Source organism: Mycobacterium sp. 1274761.0, from assembly GCF_001668615.1.
In the GTDB taxonomy this organism is placed as follows: Bacteria; Actinomycetota; Actinomycetes; order Mycobacteriales; family Mycobacteriaceae; genus Mycobacterium.
The window spans coordinates 60,959-77,522 of the sequence record NZ_LZMC01000092.1 but is presented as its reverse complement, the minus strand read 5'-3'; the positions used below and the strand labels follow the sequence as shown (position 1 = coordinate 77,522).

The window sequence follows — 16,564 nt, the reverse complement described above, 5'->3', positions numbered from 1 at the left end:
CGCCGTCCGCGCAAGGTGGGTCGGGTCAGCTGCTCGACCGACGCGAAGAACGCGTCCATGTCGAGGTGCAGGACCCACCCTTCGAAGGTGACACCGCGCAGCTCAGAAGCCTGTCGGATCATGATCGCCAGGCTAGCGCCCTAGCATCGGCAGATGTGGCTGCTCGTTGGGTCCTGCACCTCGACATGGACGCGTTCTTCGCGTCGGTCGAGCAGCTGACCCGACCCACCTTGCGCGGACGGCCAGTGCTCGTCGGCGGCCTCGGCGGCCGCGGCGTGGTGGCAGGCGCCAGCTACGAGTCCCGGGTCTACGGGGCGAGGTCGGCGATGCCGATGCATCAGGCCCGCCGCCTGGTCGGCGCCACCGCGGTGGTGCTGCCGCCGCGCGGTGTCGTCTACGGCGTGGCCAGCCGTCGGGTGCTCGACACCGTCCGCGCCGCGGTGCCAGTTCTCGAGCAGCTGTCCTTCGACGAGGCGTTCGGCGAGCCCGCCGAGCTCGTCGGTGCCGGCGCGCAGGACGTGGAGGCGTTCTGCGAAGCACTGCGGGCTCGGATTCGCGAGGTCACCGGGCTGGTGGCGTCCGTCGGCGCCGGATCCGGTAAGCAGATCGCCAAAATCGCGTCGGGGCTGGCCAAACCCGACGGCATCCGCGTCGTGCGCGGGGAGGAGGAACGCGCGCTGCTCGACGGGCTGCCCGTACGGCGGCTATGGGGCATCGGGCCGGTCGCGGAGGAAAAGCTGCACCGGCTGGGCATCGAGACCATCGGCGCCTTCGCCGCGCTGTCCGCCGCGGAGGCAGCCAACATCCTCGGCGGCACGGTCGGGCCCACGCTGCATCAGCTGGCCCGGGGCATCGACGACCGCCCCGTGGCCGAGAACGGCCCGGCCAAACAGATCAGCGCGGAGTCCACCTTTCCCGAGGATCTGACGACGCTCGACCAGCTGCGGGAGGCGGTGGGCTCGATCGGGGAGCACGCACACCGGCGGCTGGAGAAGGACGGCCGTGGCGCGCGCACCGTAACCGTCAAGCTCAAAAAATCCGACATGAGCATTCTGACCCGCTCCGCGACGCTTCCCTACGCCACCACCGACGCCGCAACGCTGATCGCGATGGCTCGACGGCTGCTGCTGAATCCGCTCGACATCGGACCGATTCGCCTTGTGGGCGTGGGCTTTTCAGGGCTGTCGGAAGTCCGGCAAGAGTCACTGTTTCCCGACCTGGAGTTGATTGCCGAAGATGTGTCGGCCAGCGGGCTGCCGCAGTCCGTCACGGAGGCCGCGGAGCGGGCGCCGGCGTGGCGGATCGGCGACGACGTCACCCACACCGACTTCGGTCACGGCTGGATCCAGGGCGCCGGCCACGGGGTGATGACCGTGCGGTTCGAGACGCGTAGCACCGGCCCTGGACCGGTCCGTACGTTCAGCGACGACAACCCCGACATCCAACGCGCCAATCCGGTGGACAGCCTGGACTGGCCGGACTACGTCAACGCCCTGGCCGCCGATTCAGCCCCAGCGGGCGATGACGTCGTCGACGGGCGAGCCGCTCGCCAGGGCGGCCATCAGTAGCACCCGGGCCTGCGGCGGCCGCAGCCGCGGCACCATCACCGCGCCCGCCTCGACCAGTTCACGCCCGGGCCCGTAACCGGCGCCGACCGTCGCGCCGGGCACCCTGCTGGATACCGCCACCGCCGTTCCTTTGCGGCAGTGCCGGCGCACCGCGTCGATCAGCGGCGCGCCGGCGTTCCCGGAACCGAGCGCTTCGAGCACGATCCCCGCCGCTCCCGCCGCCACAAACGCGTCGATGGCCACGCCGTCGGCCCCCGGATAGGCCGCCACGATGTCCACCCGGGGCGCATCGGCGCTGGGCAGCTCACCCAGAAACGGCCGCTGTTTGGTCGTGTGCGGCTCGAACCGGCCGTCGACCACACCTCCCACGGTGATTCCCGTGAACCCGCACAGATCGGGCGTAGCGGCCTTCTGCAAACCCAGCGGCTGCCAGACGGTTCCGCCGAGTTCGACCAGCACGCCGAGGTCTCTTGCGCGGGGGCTCGTCGCGACGGCCAGCGCATCGCGAAGATTGCGCGGCCCGTCGGCGTCCGTCGCGTCCGCGCTGCGCAGCGCGCCAGTGATCACCACCGGGACGGGACCGTCATAGGTCAGCTCGAGCCAGAGCGCCGATTCCTCCAACGTGTCGGTGCCGTGGGTGACAACCACGCCGCCGACGTCGTCACGTTGCGCCACCGCGGCGATGGCGGTGCGCATCGCATCCCAGTCGGCGGGCGTCAGCGCAGAACTGTCCACCGACATCAGGTCGACCGCCTCGACGTCAAGGCCGGCAACAAGGTCCGCGCCGCTGGCCGTGGGCCGCTTCACCCCGTCCTCTCCGACGCTGCTGGCGATGGTGCCGCCAGTGGTGATGACGACGAGGCGGTTCACGCCCTCATCATTGCAAAATCCCGCTTTGGAATGATGGTGGAGTGACAGACGACTCGGCGGGCCCCACCCGTGCAGACCAGGGTGAGCCGGTGACCGCCACCGACGACAGCAACGCCAAACCACGACGCCGAATCCCACTGTTGGTGTCGGTGGCCACCATCGTCCTCGCGCTCGACATCGTCACAAAAGTGCTCGCCGTTCGGCTGCTCACACCGGGTCAGCCGGTTTCGATCATCGGCGACACCGTCACCTGGACGCTGGTGCGCAATTCCGGCGCCGCGTTCTCGATGGCCACCGGCTACACCTGGGTGTTGACACTGATCGCCAGCGGTGTGGTCATCGGGATCATCTGGATGGGACGGCGACTGGTGTCGCCGTGGTGGGCCGTCGGCCTTGGCATGATCCTCGGCGGTGCGATGGGCAACCTGGTCGACCGGTTCTTCCGGTCACCGGGACCGCTGCGCGGCCACGTCGTCGACTTCCTGTCGATCGGCTGGTGGCCGGTGTTCAACGTCGCCGACCCGTCTGTGGTCGGCGGAGCCATCTTGCTGGTGGTGCTGTCGCTGTTCGGGTTCGACTTCGACACGCCCGGCAGGCGCAAGCCGCAGGACGATCCCGAGAGCTCTTGATGGACATCCGCTCGATGCCGGTGCCGGAGGGACTGGCGGGCATGCGCGTCGACGCCGGGCTGGCCCGGCTGCTCGGGCTGTCCCGCACGGCGGCGGCGGCGCTGGCGGAGGACGGCGGCGTGGACCTCGACGGCGCTACGGTCGGCAAGTCGGACCGGCTGACACCGGGTGGCTGGCTAGAGGTGCGGTTGCCCGAACCGCCTGCGCCACCGGAGAATACGCCGGTCGACATCGAGGGCATGGCGATCCTGTACTCCGACGACGACATCGTCGCGGTCGACAAACCCGCGGGGGTCGCCGCACACGCCACCGTCGGTTGGCATGGGCCGACGGTGCTCGGTGGTTTGGCTGCCGCCGGTTTCCGGATCACCACGTCGGGGATCCATGAGCGGCAGGGGATCGTGCACCGGCTCGACGTCGGCACGTCGGGGGTGATGGTGGTGGCGCTGTCGGAGCGGGCGTACACCGTGCTGAAGCGGGCGTTCAAGCAGCGCACCGTCGAGAAGCGGTATCACGCTCTGGTGCAAGGACATCCGGACCCGTCCAGCGGAACCATCGATGCGCCGATCGGTCGTCACCGCGGCCACGACTGGAAGTTCGCCGTCATGCAAGACGGCAGGCACAGCATCACCCACTACGACACGCTGGAAGCCCACCAGGCTGCCAGCCTGCTCGACATCGAGCTGGAAACCGGTCGCACACACCAGATTCGGGTGCACTTTGCGGCGCTGCATCACCCGTGCGCGGGTGACCTGACGTACGGCGCCGACCCGGTGCTCGCGAAAAGGCTTGGCCTGGAACGCCAGTGGCTGCACGCCCGCTCGCTGGCGTTCGCCCATCCCGCCGACGGGCGCCGCATCGAGATCAACAGCCCCTATCCCGACGATCTGCAGCACGCCCTCGACGTCCTGCGCGGCCACGAGCTGTGAACCCCGAACAGCGGCGTTCCGGGCTGCTGTTCGGTGCTGGCGCCTACGTCTGGTGGGGATTGTGCCCCGGCTTCTTCCAGGCGCTGGTTCCTGCCACCGCCCCGGAGATCCTGGCTCACCGCTTCGTGTGGAGCGCGGTGTTCCTGGCGGTGCTGCTTGCCGCAGTGCGGCGGCTGGGCGACCTCCGCGGGCTCACCGGGCGGACGTGGGCGCAGCTGCTGGCAGCCTCGGCGTTCATCGCGTTGAACTGGGGCACCTACATCTGGGCGGTCACGCACGGCCACGTCGTCGACGCCGCGCTGGGTTACTTCATCAATCCACTGGTGACGGTCGCGCTGGGCGTGGTCATCTTCGGGGAGCGGCTCAACCGATGGCAGCTGCTCGCGTTGATTCTCGCGATCGCGGCGGTCGCGATCCTGACCGCTGAGGTCGGCGAAGTGCCTTATGTCGCATTGATTTTGGCGTTCTCTTTCGGCATTTACGGATTGATCAAAAAGGTTGTCAACGCTGACCCCAGGGTTGGGGTCGCGGTGGAGACACTGTGGGCGCTGCCGGTCGCGGTGGGATTCATGGTCTGGCTGCAGATCACCCATCACGGACATTTCGTCGAGTACGGGGTCGGCCACACCGCGTTGATGCTTCTGGCGGGCCCCGTGACCGCGATCCCGTTACTGCTCTTCGCCGCGGCAGCCCAACGGCTTCCGATGGTCACCCTGGGGCTGTTGTTCTACCTCAACCCCGGCCTGCAGATGGCCTGGGGAGTGCTGGTCGGGCACGAGCCGATGCCCGCCGGCCGGTGGCTGGGCTTCGCGCTGATCTGGCTGGCGTTGGTGGTCTTCACAGCGGACGCGGTGTGGCGGGCGCGCCGCAGCGCTCCCGTGCTGCCGCCGAGTCCCGGAAAAGGTGTGCGATCGACTGGCGGTCGCCACTCCTAGTCGGTGACCGCCCACTCGGGGGCGGCAATCACCGATAAGGAGATCACCATGTCCAACACCGTCAGCCGGTTGAGCGTTCTCATGCTCACGGGCGCCGCCGCAGGTCTCATTGCGTTGGCCACCGCGGGAACTGCCTCGGCCGGCCCGGGGACGCCGTATGTGCCGCGAATCCCGTCGATCAATTCCGATGCGGTCGCGCTCAACCCGCAGCCGCTGCCGCCGGGTCCGGACTGGTCGAAGGTGGCGCTGAACCCGCAGCCTCTGCCGCCGCGAGTGTGGTTGCCCCGGCTGGGGTTCTGATGAGCGCTCTCGACGTTCTGCGCGGACCGTTGGGTCGGCAGATGTCGATTCGGCGGCAACCGAGTCGTCATAGCGATGACATGACGACAATCGACGTTGAGGAGGACATCATGTGGTACGGCCTGTTGATGCACTATCAGGAAGCTGGTGAACTCGGCCTGACCGAGGAGGACATGGTTCCGGCCATGGCCGCCTTCCAGGCCTACGCCGACGATCTGTCGGCGGCCGGGGTGCTCATCGGCACCGAGGTGTTCGAACCCGTCGTGGCCACCACGACGGTGACGGCCCGCAACGGCGCACCCGAGATTCAGGACGGGCCGTTCGCTGACACGAAAGAGCGCCTCGCCGGCATCTTCGTCATCGAAGTTCCCAACCTCGACGAGGCGCTCACATGGGCCCGGCGCAACCCGGCCACCAGCTGGGGTGTCATCGAAATCCGGCCGGTGGGGCGGACATACGCCGCCGACCGCGGGTGGTATGCCCCGTAACTGGGTGGTGAGCGGTTGTACGACGATGACCAGATCACACGGCGGGTAGCCGACATCGTAGGCCAGTCCTACGGTCGGCTGCTCGCCGTACTGGCAGCACCCACCCGCGATATCGCCGCCGCCGAGGACGCGCTTGCCGACGCACTGGAACGCGCTCTGCAGCGGTGGCCGGCCGACGGAGTACCGGCCAACCCCGAGGCGTGGCTGCTGACGGTCGCCCGCAACCGGCTGCGTGACATGTGGAAGTCGCATGCCTACCGAATGATCGATCGGCTTGATGAAAATTACGACAGCTCAACAGAACTCGACGACGTACCCGTGTTGGCTGACCGGCGGCTCGAGCTGATGCTGGTCTGCGCCCATCCCGCTATAGCGCCGAACATCCGCACGCCGCTGATGCTGCAGACGGTGCTCGGAGTCGATGCGGCGGCCATCGCCGCCGCCTTCGCCGTCGAGCCCGCCGCAATGGCGCAGCGGTTGGTGCGGGCCAAGAAACGCATCCGCGACGCGGGCATCCCATTTGCGCTGCCCGACCGCGAGGACCTTGCCGCGCGGCTGCCCGCGGTCCTCGAGGCGGTCTACGGTGCGTACGCCATCGACTGGCAGGTGACAACGGACACCGCGCCGATCGAGACACTCTCAGCGGAGGCCCTGCACCTGGCGCTGCTGCTGACCGACCTGCTGTCCGACGAGCCCGAGGTGCTCGGGCTGGCGGCGCTGGTGTGCCTCTCGGAGGCGCGCAGACCGGCGCGGCGCGACGCCGGGGGCCGCTACATCCCGCTCGACGAGCAGGACGCGACCCGCTGGGATGACGCGCTCATCGCCCGCGGCGAGCAGCTGTTGCGGCGGGCGCACGGTTTCGGCAGACCCGGCCGCTTCCAATACGAGGCGGCGATCCAGTCGGCCCACTGCGCCCGCCCGCCGGATCTCGCGGCCCTGCGCAAGCTGTATCGCGCGCTGATCCGGATTTCGCCGTCGCTGGGCGCCGCGGTGGCGCTGGCCGCGGTCGAGGGCCGCATCAACGGGCCCGCCGCCGGGCTGGATGCGCTGGACGCGATCGCAGACCCGGCCGTCGAGCGCTTCCAGCCCGCCTGGAGCACGCGCGCCCGGCTGCTCGCCGACGCGGGCAGGACCACCGACGCGGCGAACGCCTACCGCACCGCGATCGCGTTGACCATCGATTCCGCCATCGCCGACTACCTGCGCAGACAGCTGCATTCGCTCGACCGGTAAGACACGCGCGGCGACACGCCCGTACTCGTCGTTGGGCGGTCATAGACTGGCCACCCTATGAGCAGTCCGTCTACTCCTCGCGCTAGCACCGGCTCATCGGCTCTTCGCGCAAGCGGTCATCGCGGCGGCTCCTTCGTGCACCTGCATAACCACACCGAGTACTCGATGCTGGACGGGGCCGCCAAGATCGCGCCGATGCTCGCCGAGGCCCAGCGGTTGGAGATGCCGGCGATCGGCATGACCGACCACGGAAACATGTTCGGCGCCAGCGAGTTCTACAACATGGCGACCGCCGCCGGGATCAAGCCGATCATCGGTGTCGAGGCCTACATCGCCCCAGGGTCGCGCTTCGACACCAAGCGCATACTGTGGGGCGATCCCAGCCAGAAGGCCGACGACGTGTCGGGCAGCGGCTCTTACACCCACCTGACGATGGTCGCCGAGAACGCGACAGGCGTGCGCAACCTGTTCAAGCTATCGTCGCTGGCCTCGTTCGAGGGTCAGCTCGGTAAATGGTCACGGATGGACGCCGAGATCGTCGCCGAGCACGCCGAAGGCATCATCGCCACCACCGGCTGCCCGTCGGGCGAGGTACAGACCAGGCTGCGGCTCGGCCACGACCGCGAGGCGCTGGAGTCCGCCGCGAAATGGCGGGAGATCTTCGGCCCCGACAACTACTTCCTCGAGTTGATGGACCACGGTCTGTCCATAGAGCGCCGGGTCCGCGACGGGCTGCTGGAGATCGGCCGCAAGCTCGACATCCCTGCGCTGGCCACCAACGACTGCCACTACGTCACCCGCGACGCGGCGCACAACCACGAGGCGCTGCTGTGCGTGCAGACCGGCAAGACGCTGTCGGATCCCAACCGGTTCAAGTTCGACGGCGACGGCTACTACCTCAAGTCGGCTGCCGAGATGCGGGCGCTGTGGGACGACGAAATTCCCGGCGCGTGTGACTCCACCCTGCTCATCGCCGAACGCGTGCAGTCATACAGGGAGGTCTGGGAGGCCCGCGACCGCATGCCGATCTTCCCTGTGCCGGAGGGTCATGACCAGGCGTCGTGGCTGCGGCACGAAGTGGATGCGGGGCTGGCGCGCCGGTTCCCCGGCGGGGTGCCGCCGCAGTACACCGAACGGGCGGCCTTCGAGATCGAGGTCATCTGCGCGAAAGGCTTTCCGTCCTACTTCCTGATCGTGGCCGACCTGGTCAGCTACGCGCGGTCGGTGGACATCCGGGTGGGGCCCGGCCGCGGATCGGCGGCAGGCTCCCTGGTCGCCTATGCGCTGCGCATCACCGACATCGACCCGATCGAACACGGGCTGCTGTTCGAGCGCTTCCTCAACCCCGAACGCGCCTCGATGCCCGACATCGACATCGATTTCGACGACCGCCGCCGCGGCGAGATGGTGCGCTACGCCGCCGACAAGTGGGGCCATGACCGGGTCGCCCAGGTCATCACCTTCGGCACCATCAAAACCAAAGCAGCACTGAAGGATTCCGCCCGAATCCACTACGGTCAACCGGGCTTCGCGATCGCCGACCGCATCACCAAGGCGCTGCCGCCGCCCATCATGGCCAAGGACATCCCGCTGTCGGGCATCACCGACCCGACCCACGAGCGGTACAAGGAAGCCGCCGAGGTGCGCGGGCTGATCGACACCGACCCCGACGTCCGCACCATCTACGAGACCGCCCGCGGCCTCGAGGGCCTGATCCGCAACGCCGGGGTGCACGCGTGTGCGGTGATCATGAGCTCCGAGCCGCTGACCGAGGCCATCCCGCTGTGGAAGCGGCCGCAGGACGGCGCGATCATCACAGGCTGGGACTATCCGTCGTGCGAGGCCATCGGCCTGTTGAAGATGGACTTTCTCGGCCTGCGCAACCTGACGATCATCGGCGACGCCCTGGAGAACATCAAGGCGAACCGGGGGATCGAACTCGACCTGGAGTCGCTGCCGCTCGACGATGGGCCCACGTACGAATTGCTGGGCCGCGGCGACACTCTCGGCGTGTTCCAGCTCGACGGCGGCCCCATGCGCGACCTGCTTCGTCGCATGCAGCCGACCGGCTTCGAAGACGTCGTCGCGGTGATCGCGCTGTACCGGCCGGGGCCGATGGGCATGAACGCCCACAATGACTACGCCGACCGCAAGAACAACCGCCAGGCGATCAAGCCGATTCACCCCGAACTCGAAGAGCCGCTGCGCGAGATCCTGGCCGAGACCTACGGCCTGATCGTCTACCAAGAGCAGATCATGCGCATCGCGCAGAAGGTCGCCGGCTATTCGCTCGCCCGAGCAGACATTCTGCGCAAGGCCATGGGCAAGAAGAAGCGCGAAGTGCTCGACAAGGAGTACGAAGGCTTCTCCGAAGGCATGAAGGCCAACGGATTCTCCGCGGGAGCCATCAAGGCGCTGTGGGACACCGTGCTTCCGTTCGCCGACTACGCGTTCAACAAATCCCACGCCGCCGGCTATGGGCTGGTGTCGTACTGGACGGCTTACCTCAAGGCGAATTATCCCGCCGAGTACATGGCCGGTCTGCTCACCTCGGTGGGTGACGACAAGGACAAGGCGGCGGTGTATCTGGCCGACTGCCGCAAGCTGGGCATCACGGTGCTGCCGCCCGACGTCAACGAGTCCGGCCTGAACTTCGCCTCGGTCGGCGAAGACATTCGCTACGGGCTCGGCGCGGTGCGCAATGTCGGCGCCAACGTTGTTGCTTCCCTGATCAATTCGCGCACCGAGAAGGGCAAGTTCATCGACTTCTCGGACTACCTCAACAAGATCGAGATCGGGCCTTGCAACAAGAAGGTCACCGAGTCGTTGATCAAGGCGGGCGCGTTCGACTCACTCGGCCATCCGCGCAAAGGCCTTTTTCTGGTGCACACCGATGCCGTCGAATCGGTGCTGGGGACCAAGAAGGCCGAGGCGATGGGCCAGTTTGACCTCTTCGGCGGCGCCGACGGGTCGGCTACCGACCCAATAGACTCCGTGTTCACCATCAAGGTGCCCGACGAGGAATGGGACGACAAGCACAAGCTCGCGCTCGAGCGGGAGATGTTGGGGCTGTATGTGTCCGGCCATCCGCTCAACGGCGTAGCGCACCTGCTGGCCACCCAGGTGGACACTCAGATTCCCGCGATTCTCGACGGCGACGTGCCCAACGATGCACAGGTGCGCGTCGGCGGGATCCTGACCGGGGTGAACCGCCGCGTCAATAAAAATGGGATGCCCTGGGCCTCGGCACAACTGGAAGACCTCACTGGTGGCGTGGAGGTGATGTTCTTCCCGCACACGTACTCAACCTACGGCGCCGAGGTCGTCGACGACGCCGTAGTCCTCGTCAGCGCCAAGGTCAGGATCCAGGACGACCGTATCTGCCTGATCGCCAACGACCTTGTGGTGCCGGACTTCTCGAACGCCTCGGCGGACCGGCCGCTCGCGGTGAGCCTGCCCACACGGCAGTGCACCATCGACAAGGTCACCGCGCTCAAGCAGGTTCTCGCGCGGCACCCCGGCACCTCGCAGGTGCATCTGAGGTTGATCAGCGGTGAGCGCATCACCATCCTCGAACTGGACCAGTCGCTGCGGGTCACCCAGTCATCTGCCCTCATGGGTGACCTCAAGGCGCTGCTCGGCCCCGGCTGCCTGGGCTAGCGTCCAATCAGAAGGCGTAACGCAGGATCCGGGCTTTGCGCCGCCCCGTCTTGCTATAGCGTGCCAGTTTGGTGGCCACCTGGACCCAGCCCGGGAACAGATCGACTTCTGGCGCGTAGGTCAGGCTCGCCTCCTCGATCAGACGCATCCGCGGATTCCAGGTCTCGGGGTAGTGAGGATCCGTGAAACCCGGATAGCCGAACTGGCTACCAACGTCCTTGAACATCTTCTGGGGATAGAGCTTCATGGCCGCACGGCTGACCCACCCGATCCGGCCATAGTCGTTGAACGCCAGTTCGCCGGAGCGGAAATGATCCGTGACGCGGCGGAATACATCGGCAATCACCGGCTCGCGGAGGAAGGCGAACAGCCCGTCGGCGACGAGCATGGTGGGCCGGTCGGCGGGTATCGTCTCCGGCCAGCGTTCGTCCGTCACGGACGCGGCTACGGAATGCGAATGACGAGCTGCGGGCAGCACTTGATCGCGCACGGCGATGATTCCGGGCAGATCGACGCTGTACCAGTCGACCGTTTCTGGCGGGGACACGCGGTAATACGCGCTATCGAGGCCGGCGCCCAGGTCGACGACGACGGCATCGGGGTGCCTGCTGGTGAACGCCCGCACCCGATCGTCGAGCACTTTCGCGCGCAGCGCCGTCTGGCACACCACACTGGTTTGCACACCGAGCCCGGCGAAGTCGTAGTCGATGTGTCCGACCACCGTGTCGGCCAGCGCGTCACCCAGGATCGGCCTGGACCATCGGCTGTCCAGCGCCCGCGCATATTCGGTGAGAAATGCCGTCTGCTCGATCGGCGACAGTTCGGTCGTTGCAATCCCCATGACTGCGAACCTACACCAGTTCTCCGGCTGAACGTTTAGCCCAAAACGTTTACTGCCCTTGAGATTACGAGCGCTGCGGTGGACAGGGCGACCATGGCCTGAACGGTCATCATCATCTTCGCCCAGCGCGCCAGCGGCATGGTGTCAGTGGGCGAGAAGGCCATCACGTTGGTGACGCTGACATAGAGGTAGTCGACGAATGTGGGGCGCCAATCGGGTCGGGCCACGTTGGGTGTCGTCATCTGCGGAAACATGAAGTCCGGGTAAGGGCGCTCGCCCTTGTGTCTGGCGTAGGGCCCGCCACGGTCGAGTTCCCAGTACCAGATGCCGAACACGATGGTGTTGGTGACGAAGATCGCCGCACCGCTGCCCAGCAGCACGGCCGCATCGTTGCTCACCTCGCCGGAGATGATTCGGGCATCCAGCACGACAGCAGACAGGGTGTTGTCCACCGTGATCGCCGCCAACAGAATCCATGTGGCGTAGCGGCTGAGCTGCGTTCGCCGCGACATCACGCGAGGGTTGACGGCCAGCAGGGTCACCAGCAGCAGGGCTTCGAGGATCAGCAGCGGCCAACGGGGGACCAGCGTGTAGGTCCGCGCGATCGCGATCTGCTGCGCCATCACGACGAGGACGGCGATGCGAACCGGGATCGCACTTTCGGGATCGCCGTGCCGGACCCAGGCGGGCACCCGCTTCTCGGCGTCTGCCGTGAGTTCTTGGGCGAAGCGGATCAGCCGCTCGCGCGGCAGCTCGGATTCTGGTGAACCGTCCATCTACACAGTGTGATTGCCTAAGTTGTGAACCATGAGCACATCCGATCGGCCAGCCACACTTTGCGAAGCCTTTCAGCGCACGGCGGCCATTGAACCGGACGCGATCGCGCTCCGCACCGTGGCCGGCACGCAGACGCTGACCTGGCGCGATTATGCCGCGCAGGTCCGGCGAGTCTCGGCGGGACTCGCCGGGCTCGGCGTGCAGCGCGGCGACACGGTGTCATTGATGATGAGCAACCGGGTCGAGTTCTATCCGCTCGAGGTGGGCGCCCAGCACGTCGGCGCCATCTCGTTTTCTGTCTACAACACCCTGGCCGCCGAGCAGTTGGTGTACGTGTTCGACAACGCCGACACCAGAATCGTCATGTGCGAGGCGCAGTACGTGGACCGGATCCGGGCCAGCGGCGCCCAGATCGAGCACATCGTCTGCGTCGACGGGTCACCCGACGGCACCCTGTCGGTCGACGATCTGATCGCCGCCGGCAGCAACGACTTTGACTTCGAGGCGTCGTGGCGGGCAGTTCAATCCGACGATGTTGCCACGCTGATCTACACCTCCGGCACCACCGGCAACCCCAAGGGCGTTGAGATGACGCACGCCAACCTGCTGTTCCAGACGTATGTCCTGCACCAGGTGCTCGGAGCCGAATTCGGCGACCGCACCACCTCGTTCCTGCCGTCGGCCCATATCGCCGACCGCATGGGCGCGCTGTACCTGCAAGAGGTATTCGGCACCCAGATCACCACCGTCGCCGATCCGCGCGCCATAGCGGCGGCGTTGCCAGACGTGCGCCCGACGGTGTGGGGCGCGGTACCCCGTGTATGGGAAAAGCTCAAGGCCGCAATCGAATTCGTCGCGGCCAATGAGCCCGACGAGACAAAGCGCGCGGGGCTGCAGTGGGGTCTGTCGGTGGCAGCGAAGAAGGCCGCGGCGGTGGCCGCGGGCAAACCGGTGCCCGACGACATTGCCGCGGAGTGGGCACAGGCCGACGAGCTCGTGCTCTCGAAACTGCGGGAAAAGCTTGGGCTCGAGCAGCTTCGGTGGGCGGTCTCTGGTGCGGCGCCCATCCCGAAGGAGACGCTGGCCTTCTTCCTCGGGCTGGGCATTCCGATCTCCGAGGTGTGGGGCATGTCGGAGCTGTCCTGCGCCGCGACGGTCAGCCATCCCGATGACGCACGGTTGGGCACCGTGGGGAAGCTGGTGCCCGGGATGGAGGCCCGCATCGCCTCCGACGGTGAATTCTTGGTCCGCGGACCGTTGGTCATGAAGGGCTACCGCAAGGAACCCAAGAAGACGGCCGAAGCCGTTGACGCGGACGGATGGCTGCACACCGGGGACATCTTGCAGCAAGACGCTGACGGCTACCTCACCGTCGTCGACCGCAAGAAGGAACTGATCATCAATGCCGCGGGAAAGAACATGTCACCGGCCAACATCGAGAACACGATCAAAGCGGCGTGCCCGCTGATCGGCGTGATCCTCGTCATCGGCGATGCCCGCCCGTACAACACCGCGCTGATCGTCCTCGACGCCGAATCGGCGGCACCCTACGCTGCGCAGCGGGGGCTGGCCGACGATTCGCCGGAGGCGCTGGCCGCCCACCAGGATGTGATCGCCGAAATCGCGGCGGGAGTCGCCGCCGGCAACGCGAAGTTGTCGCAGGTCGAGCAGATCAAGCGGTTTCGGGTGCTGCCGACGTTCTGGGAGCCTGGCGGCGATGAGATCACGCTGACGATGAAGCTGAAGCGCAAACCGATCCACGAGAAGTACGCCGACGAAATCGAGCAACTGTACGCGGCCGACCTCGCCGACGGGGTGCACGAGCCAAAGGCCGCGGCGGCGGTGGCGGTGGCGCCATGATGTCCCGCCACGTCAGCGTGTGGATCGACGCGGCGCCGGATGTCGCTTACGCGATCGCCGCCGACCCGACGCAGCTGCCGCGGTGGGCCAGTGGTCTTGCGCAGGCGGCACTGCGCCAGACCGCCGACGGCTGGGTCGCCGATTCACCGATGGGCGAAGTGGTCGTCGAGTTCGCGCCGACCAACGAGTTCGGGGTGCTCGACCATGTGGTGCGCCTACCGTCGGGCGAGGCTGTCTACAACGCTTTCCGGGTGATTCCGGCCGGTGAGGGCCAGGCCGGCTGCGAGGCGGTGTTCACCGTGCGGCGGCGTCCGGGCATGTCGGACGAGGAGTTCGAGAACGATGCGGCGACGGTGGCCGCCGACTTGGACCGGTTGCGCCGGCTGGCCGAGGGCTAGCGGCGGGAAGCGGCCACGGCGAGGCCGAGCCACACGATCGTCGTCGATGCGGCGGCGGTGAGGACGGCGGCTGCTGGGCTGGCCGTGACGAGGCCGACAGCGACCAGCACGACGGCACCGACCACCAGCGCGGCCAGCTTGTACAGCGGCCACGGAACCCCGGCGATCAACACTTCGTCGCGCACCGTCATGACTTCACGATAGCTCGCAACCCAGGTTTCGGACAACCGAAACGCGGAATGAGGGTGGGCGGTTTTGGGTAGCCGACCTAAGCTGACGACATGCCACTTTCCGGAGAATATGAGCCCAGCACGTCCGAGTGGGTCCGCGACCACGTCGACAAGATCGAACAATCCGGCGGCGCGGACGCCGAGCTCAAGGGCAAGCCGGTCATCCTGCTTAGCACCATCGGCGCCAAAACCGGCAAGCTCCGCAAAACGCCGTTGATGCGCGTCGAGCACAACGGCGAATACGCCGTCGTGGCCTCGCTCGGCGGCGCCCCGAAGAACCCGGTCTGGTACTACAACGTCAAGAAGAACCCGCGGGTCGAGCTGCAGGACGGCGGCACCACCCGCGAATACGACGCCCGCGAAGTCACCGGTGACGAGAAGGCGGCCTGGTGGGACCGCGCCGTGGCCGCCTGGCCCGACTACGCCGACTATCAAAAGAAGACTGACCGCGAGATCCCGGTCTTCGTGCTCACGCCCGTCGACCGAAGCGACGGCGCCTGACGACGAAATCTGATTTGGGCGGGAAACCCGCAGATGGCACCATTGATCGGTGTCCACTGAGGTGAGCGAGAACGAGCGCACGTCGCCGCCGGTGTCTGCGGCCGACATCGATGCGGCCGCTCAGCGAATTTCCGACGTGGTCACCCAAACCCCACTGGAGCTCAGCGAACGCCTGTCGGACGCTGTCGGCGCCACGGTGTACCTCAAGCGCGAAGACCTCCAGGCGGTCCGGTCCTACAAGCTGCGCGGGGCGACGAACCTGATCCGGCAGCTGTCCGCCGACGAGATCGAGGCGGGCGTCGTGTGCTCGTCGGCAGGCAATCACGCGCAGGGCTTCGCGATGGCATGCCGGTCGATGGGAATCCGCGGCCGCGTCTATGTCCCTGCCAAGACACCGAAGCAGAAGCGTGACCGCATCCGCTATCACGGCGGCGAGTTCATCGATCTGATCGCCACCGGCAAGACCTATGACGAGGCCGCCCAGGCCGCGCTCGACGATGTCGCGCACACCGGCGCCACCCTGGTGCCGCCGTACGACGACCCCCGCACCATCGCCGGACAGGGCACCATCGCCGTCGAGATGCTCGACCAGCTCGGCGGCGAACCCGATTTGGTGATCGTGCCCGTCGGCGGCGGCGGCTGCATCGCGGGCATCACGACCTACCTCGCCGAACGGACCAGCCGCTCTTCGGTGTTGGGTGTCGAGCCCGCCGGTGCCGCCGCGATGATCGCCGCGCTGGCCGAAGGTCACCCCGTCACCCTCGACCACGTCGACCAGTTCGTCGACGGCGCCGCCGTGAACCGCGCCGGCGACTTGACTTACGCGGCACTTGCGGCGGCGGGGGACATGGTCTCGCTGACCGCGGTCGACGAAGGCGCAGTGTGCACCGCGATGCTTGACCTGTACCAGAACGAGGGCATCATCGCCGAGCCCGCGGGCGCGCTGTCGGTGGCGGCGCTGTTGGAGGCCGACATCGCGCCGGACTCCACGGTGGTGTGCCTGATTTCCGGTGGCAACAACGATATTTCGCGATACGGCGAGGTGCTGGAGCGCTCGTTGATGCATCTCGGCCTCAAGCACTATTTCCTTGTGGACTTCCCGCAGGAGCCGGGCGCGTTGCGCCGGTTCCTGGACACTGTGCTCGGCCCAAACGACGACATCACGCTGTTCGAGTACGTCAAGCGCAACAACCGCGAAACCGGCGAGGCGCTGGTCGGCATAGAGCTGGGTTCGGCCGCCGACCTCGAGGGTCTGCTGAAACGGATGAAGGCCAGCGACATCCACGTCGTGACGCTGGAGCCGGGCTCGGCGGCCTACCGCTATCTGCTCTGACCGGGTCGCCTG

17 protein-coding genes are annotated in these 16,564 nt (G+C 67.1%); 12 read left to right on the top strand and 5 right to left on the bottom strand.

What is annotated here, in order from left to right; genetic code table 11:
• Positions 1-122 (bottom strand): hypothetical protein (locus A5651_RS26095; RefSeq protein WP_231988755.1); only part of this gene is annotated, 122 nt, incomplete at its 3' end.
• 63 nt (positions 123-185) lie between these two features.
• Between A5651_RS26095 and A5651_RS19710 the strand changes: the two genes are divergently transcribed.
• Positions 186-1,568, top strand: coding sequence for a DNA polymerase IV (locus tag A5651_RS19710; RefSeq protein WP_066984741.1), 1,383 nt, complete (start codon positions 186-188; stop codon positions 1,566-1,568).
• Here A5651_RS19710 and A5651_RS19705 read toward each other — a convergent pair.
• Positions 1,506-2,438, bottom strand: coding sequence for an asparaginase (locus tag A5651_RS19705; protein ID WP_066984739.1), 933 nt, complete (start codon positions 2,436-2,438; stop codon positions 1,506-1,508). The two genes, A5651_RS19710 and A5651_RS19705, sit on opposite strands and share 63 nt — an antisense overlap.
• A gap of 89 nt (positions 2,439-2,527) precedes the next feature.
• On the opposite strand from A5651_RS19705, the gene lspA reads away from it, so the two are divergent.
• From lspA to dnaE, 7 genes are all read left to right on the top strand, one after another.
• Positions 2,528-3,067: a signal peptidase II gene (gene lspA, locus A5651_RS19700; RefSeq protein ID WP_369803977.1), complete on the top strand. Its 540-nt coding sequence runs from the start codon at positions 2,528-2,530 to the stop codon at positions 3,065-3,067.
• Positions 3,067-3,996: an RluA family pseudouridine synthase gene (locus A5651_RS19695; protein ID WP_066984734.1), complete on the top strand. Its 930-nt coding sequence runs from the start codon at positions 3,067-3,069 to the stop codon at positions 3,994-3,996. The genes lspA and A5651_RS19695 overlap by 1 nt, the downstream gene beginning before the upstream one ends.
• 23 nt (positions 3,997-4,019) lie before the next feature.
• Positions 4,020-4,931, top strand: a complete 912-nt coding sequence (gene rarD, locus A5651_RS19690) for an EamA family transporter RarD (protein ID WP_066984762.1) — start codon at positions 4,020-4,022, stop codon at positions 4,929-4,931.
• 3 nt (positions 4,932-4,934) lie between these two features.
• Entirely contained in the window at positions 4,935-5,231 is a 297-nt protein-coding gene (locus A5651_RS19685) for a hypothetical protein (RefSeq protein WP_066984732.1), read from the top strand.
• Positions 5,232-5,311: 80 nt separating this feature from the next.
• Entirely contained in the window at positions 5,312-5,719 is a 408-nt protein-coding gene (locus A5651_RS19680; protein ID WP_369803976.1) for a YciI family protein, read from the top strand.
• Between the two features lie 78 nt (positions 5,720-5,797).
• On the top strand, positions 5,798-6,952 hold the full coding sequence (locus A5651_RS19675) for an RNA polymerase sigma factor (RefSeq protein ID WP_066984759.1): 1,155 nt from the start codon (positions 5,798-5,800) through the stop codon (positions 6,950-6,952).
• A gap of 57 nt (positions 6,953-7,009) precedes the next feature.
• Positions 7,010-10,612 (top strand): DNA polymerase III subunit alpha, encoded by a 3,603-nt coding sequence (dnaE, locus tag A5651_RS19670; protein ID WP_082943861.1) that lies wholly within the window; start codon positions 7,010-7,012, stop codon positions 10,610-10,612.
• Between the two features lie 7 nt (positions 10,613-10,619).
• On the opposite strand, the gene A5651_RS19665 is transcribed toward dnaE, so the two are convergent.
• Positions 10,620-11,453, bottom strand: coding sequence for a class I SAM-dependent methyltransferase (locus A5651_RS19665; protein ID WP_066984730.1), 834 nt, complete (start codon positions 11,451-11,453; stop codon positions 10,620-10,622).
• A 35-nt stretch (positions 11,454-11,488) separates the two neighbouring features.
• A complete protein-coding gene (locus A5651_RS19660) occupies positions 11,489-12,229 on the bottom strand; it encodes a hypothetical protein (protein ID WP_066984726.1) in 741 nt (246 codons plus the stop codon).
• 31 nt (positions 12,230-12,260) lie between these two features.
• Here A5651_RS19660 and fadD11 point away from each other — a divergent pair, with 31 nt between their 5' ends.
• Positions 12,261-14,090, top strand: coding sequence for a fatty acid--CoA ligase FadD11 (fadD11, locus tag A5651_RS19655; protein ID WP_066984724.1), 1,830 nt, complete (start codon positions 12,261-12,263; stop codon positions 14,088-14,090).
• Positions 14,087-14,488 carry an SRPBCC family protein gene (locus A5651_RS19650; RefSeq protein ID WP_066984723.1) on the top strand — a complete coding sequence of 134 codons (402 nt, stop codon included), beginning with the start codon at positions 14,087-14,089 and terminating at the stop codon, positions 14,486-14,488. The genes fadD11 and A5651_RS19650 overlap by 4 nt, the downstream gene beginning before the upstream one ends.
• Here the strand turns inward: A5651_RS19650 and A5651_RS19645 are convergent.
• Positions 14,485-14,679 (bottom strand): hypothetical protein, encoded by a 195-nt coding sequence (locus tag A5651_RS19645; protein ID WP_066984721.1) that lies wholly within the window; start codon positions 14,677-14,679, stop codon positions 14,485-14,487. The genes A5651_RS19650 and A5651_RS19645 overlap by 4 nt on opposite strands.
• Before the next feature lie 90 nt (positions 14,680-14,769).
• Here A5651_RS19645 and A5651_RS19640 point away from each other — a divergent pair, with 90 nt between their 5' ends.
• Both A5651_RS19640 and ilvA read left to right on the top strand, forming a co-directional pair.
• Complete coding sequence (locus tag A5651_RS19640; protein ID WP_066984719.1) at positions 14,770-15,219, top strand: nitroreductase family deazaflavin-dependent oxidoreductase; 450 nt, start codon at positions 14,770-14,772, stop codon at positions 15,217-15,219.
• 49 nt (positions 15,220-15,268) lie between these two features.
• Positions 15,269-16,552: a threonine ammonia-lyase IlvA gene (gene ilvA / locus A5651_RS19635; protein ID WP_066984717.1), complete on the top strand. Its 1,284-nt coding sequence runs from the start codon at positions 15,269-15,271 to the stop codon at positions 16,550-16,552.
• Positions 16,553-16,564 lie beyond the last annotated feature (12 nt).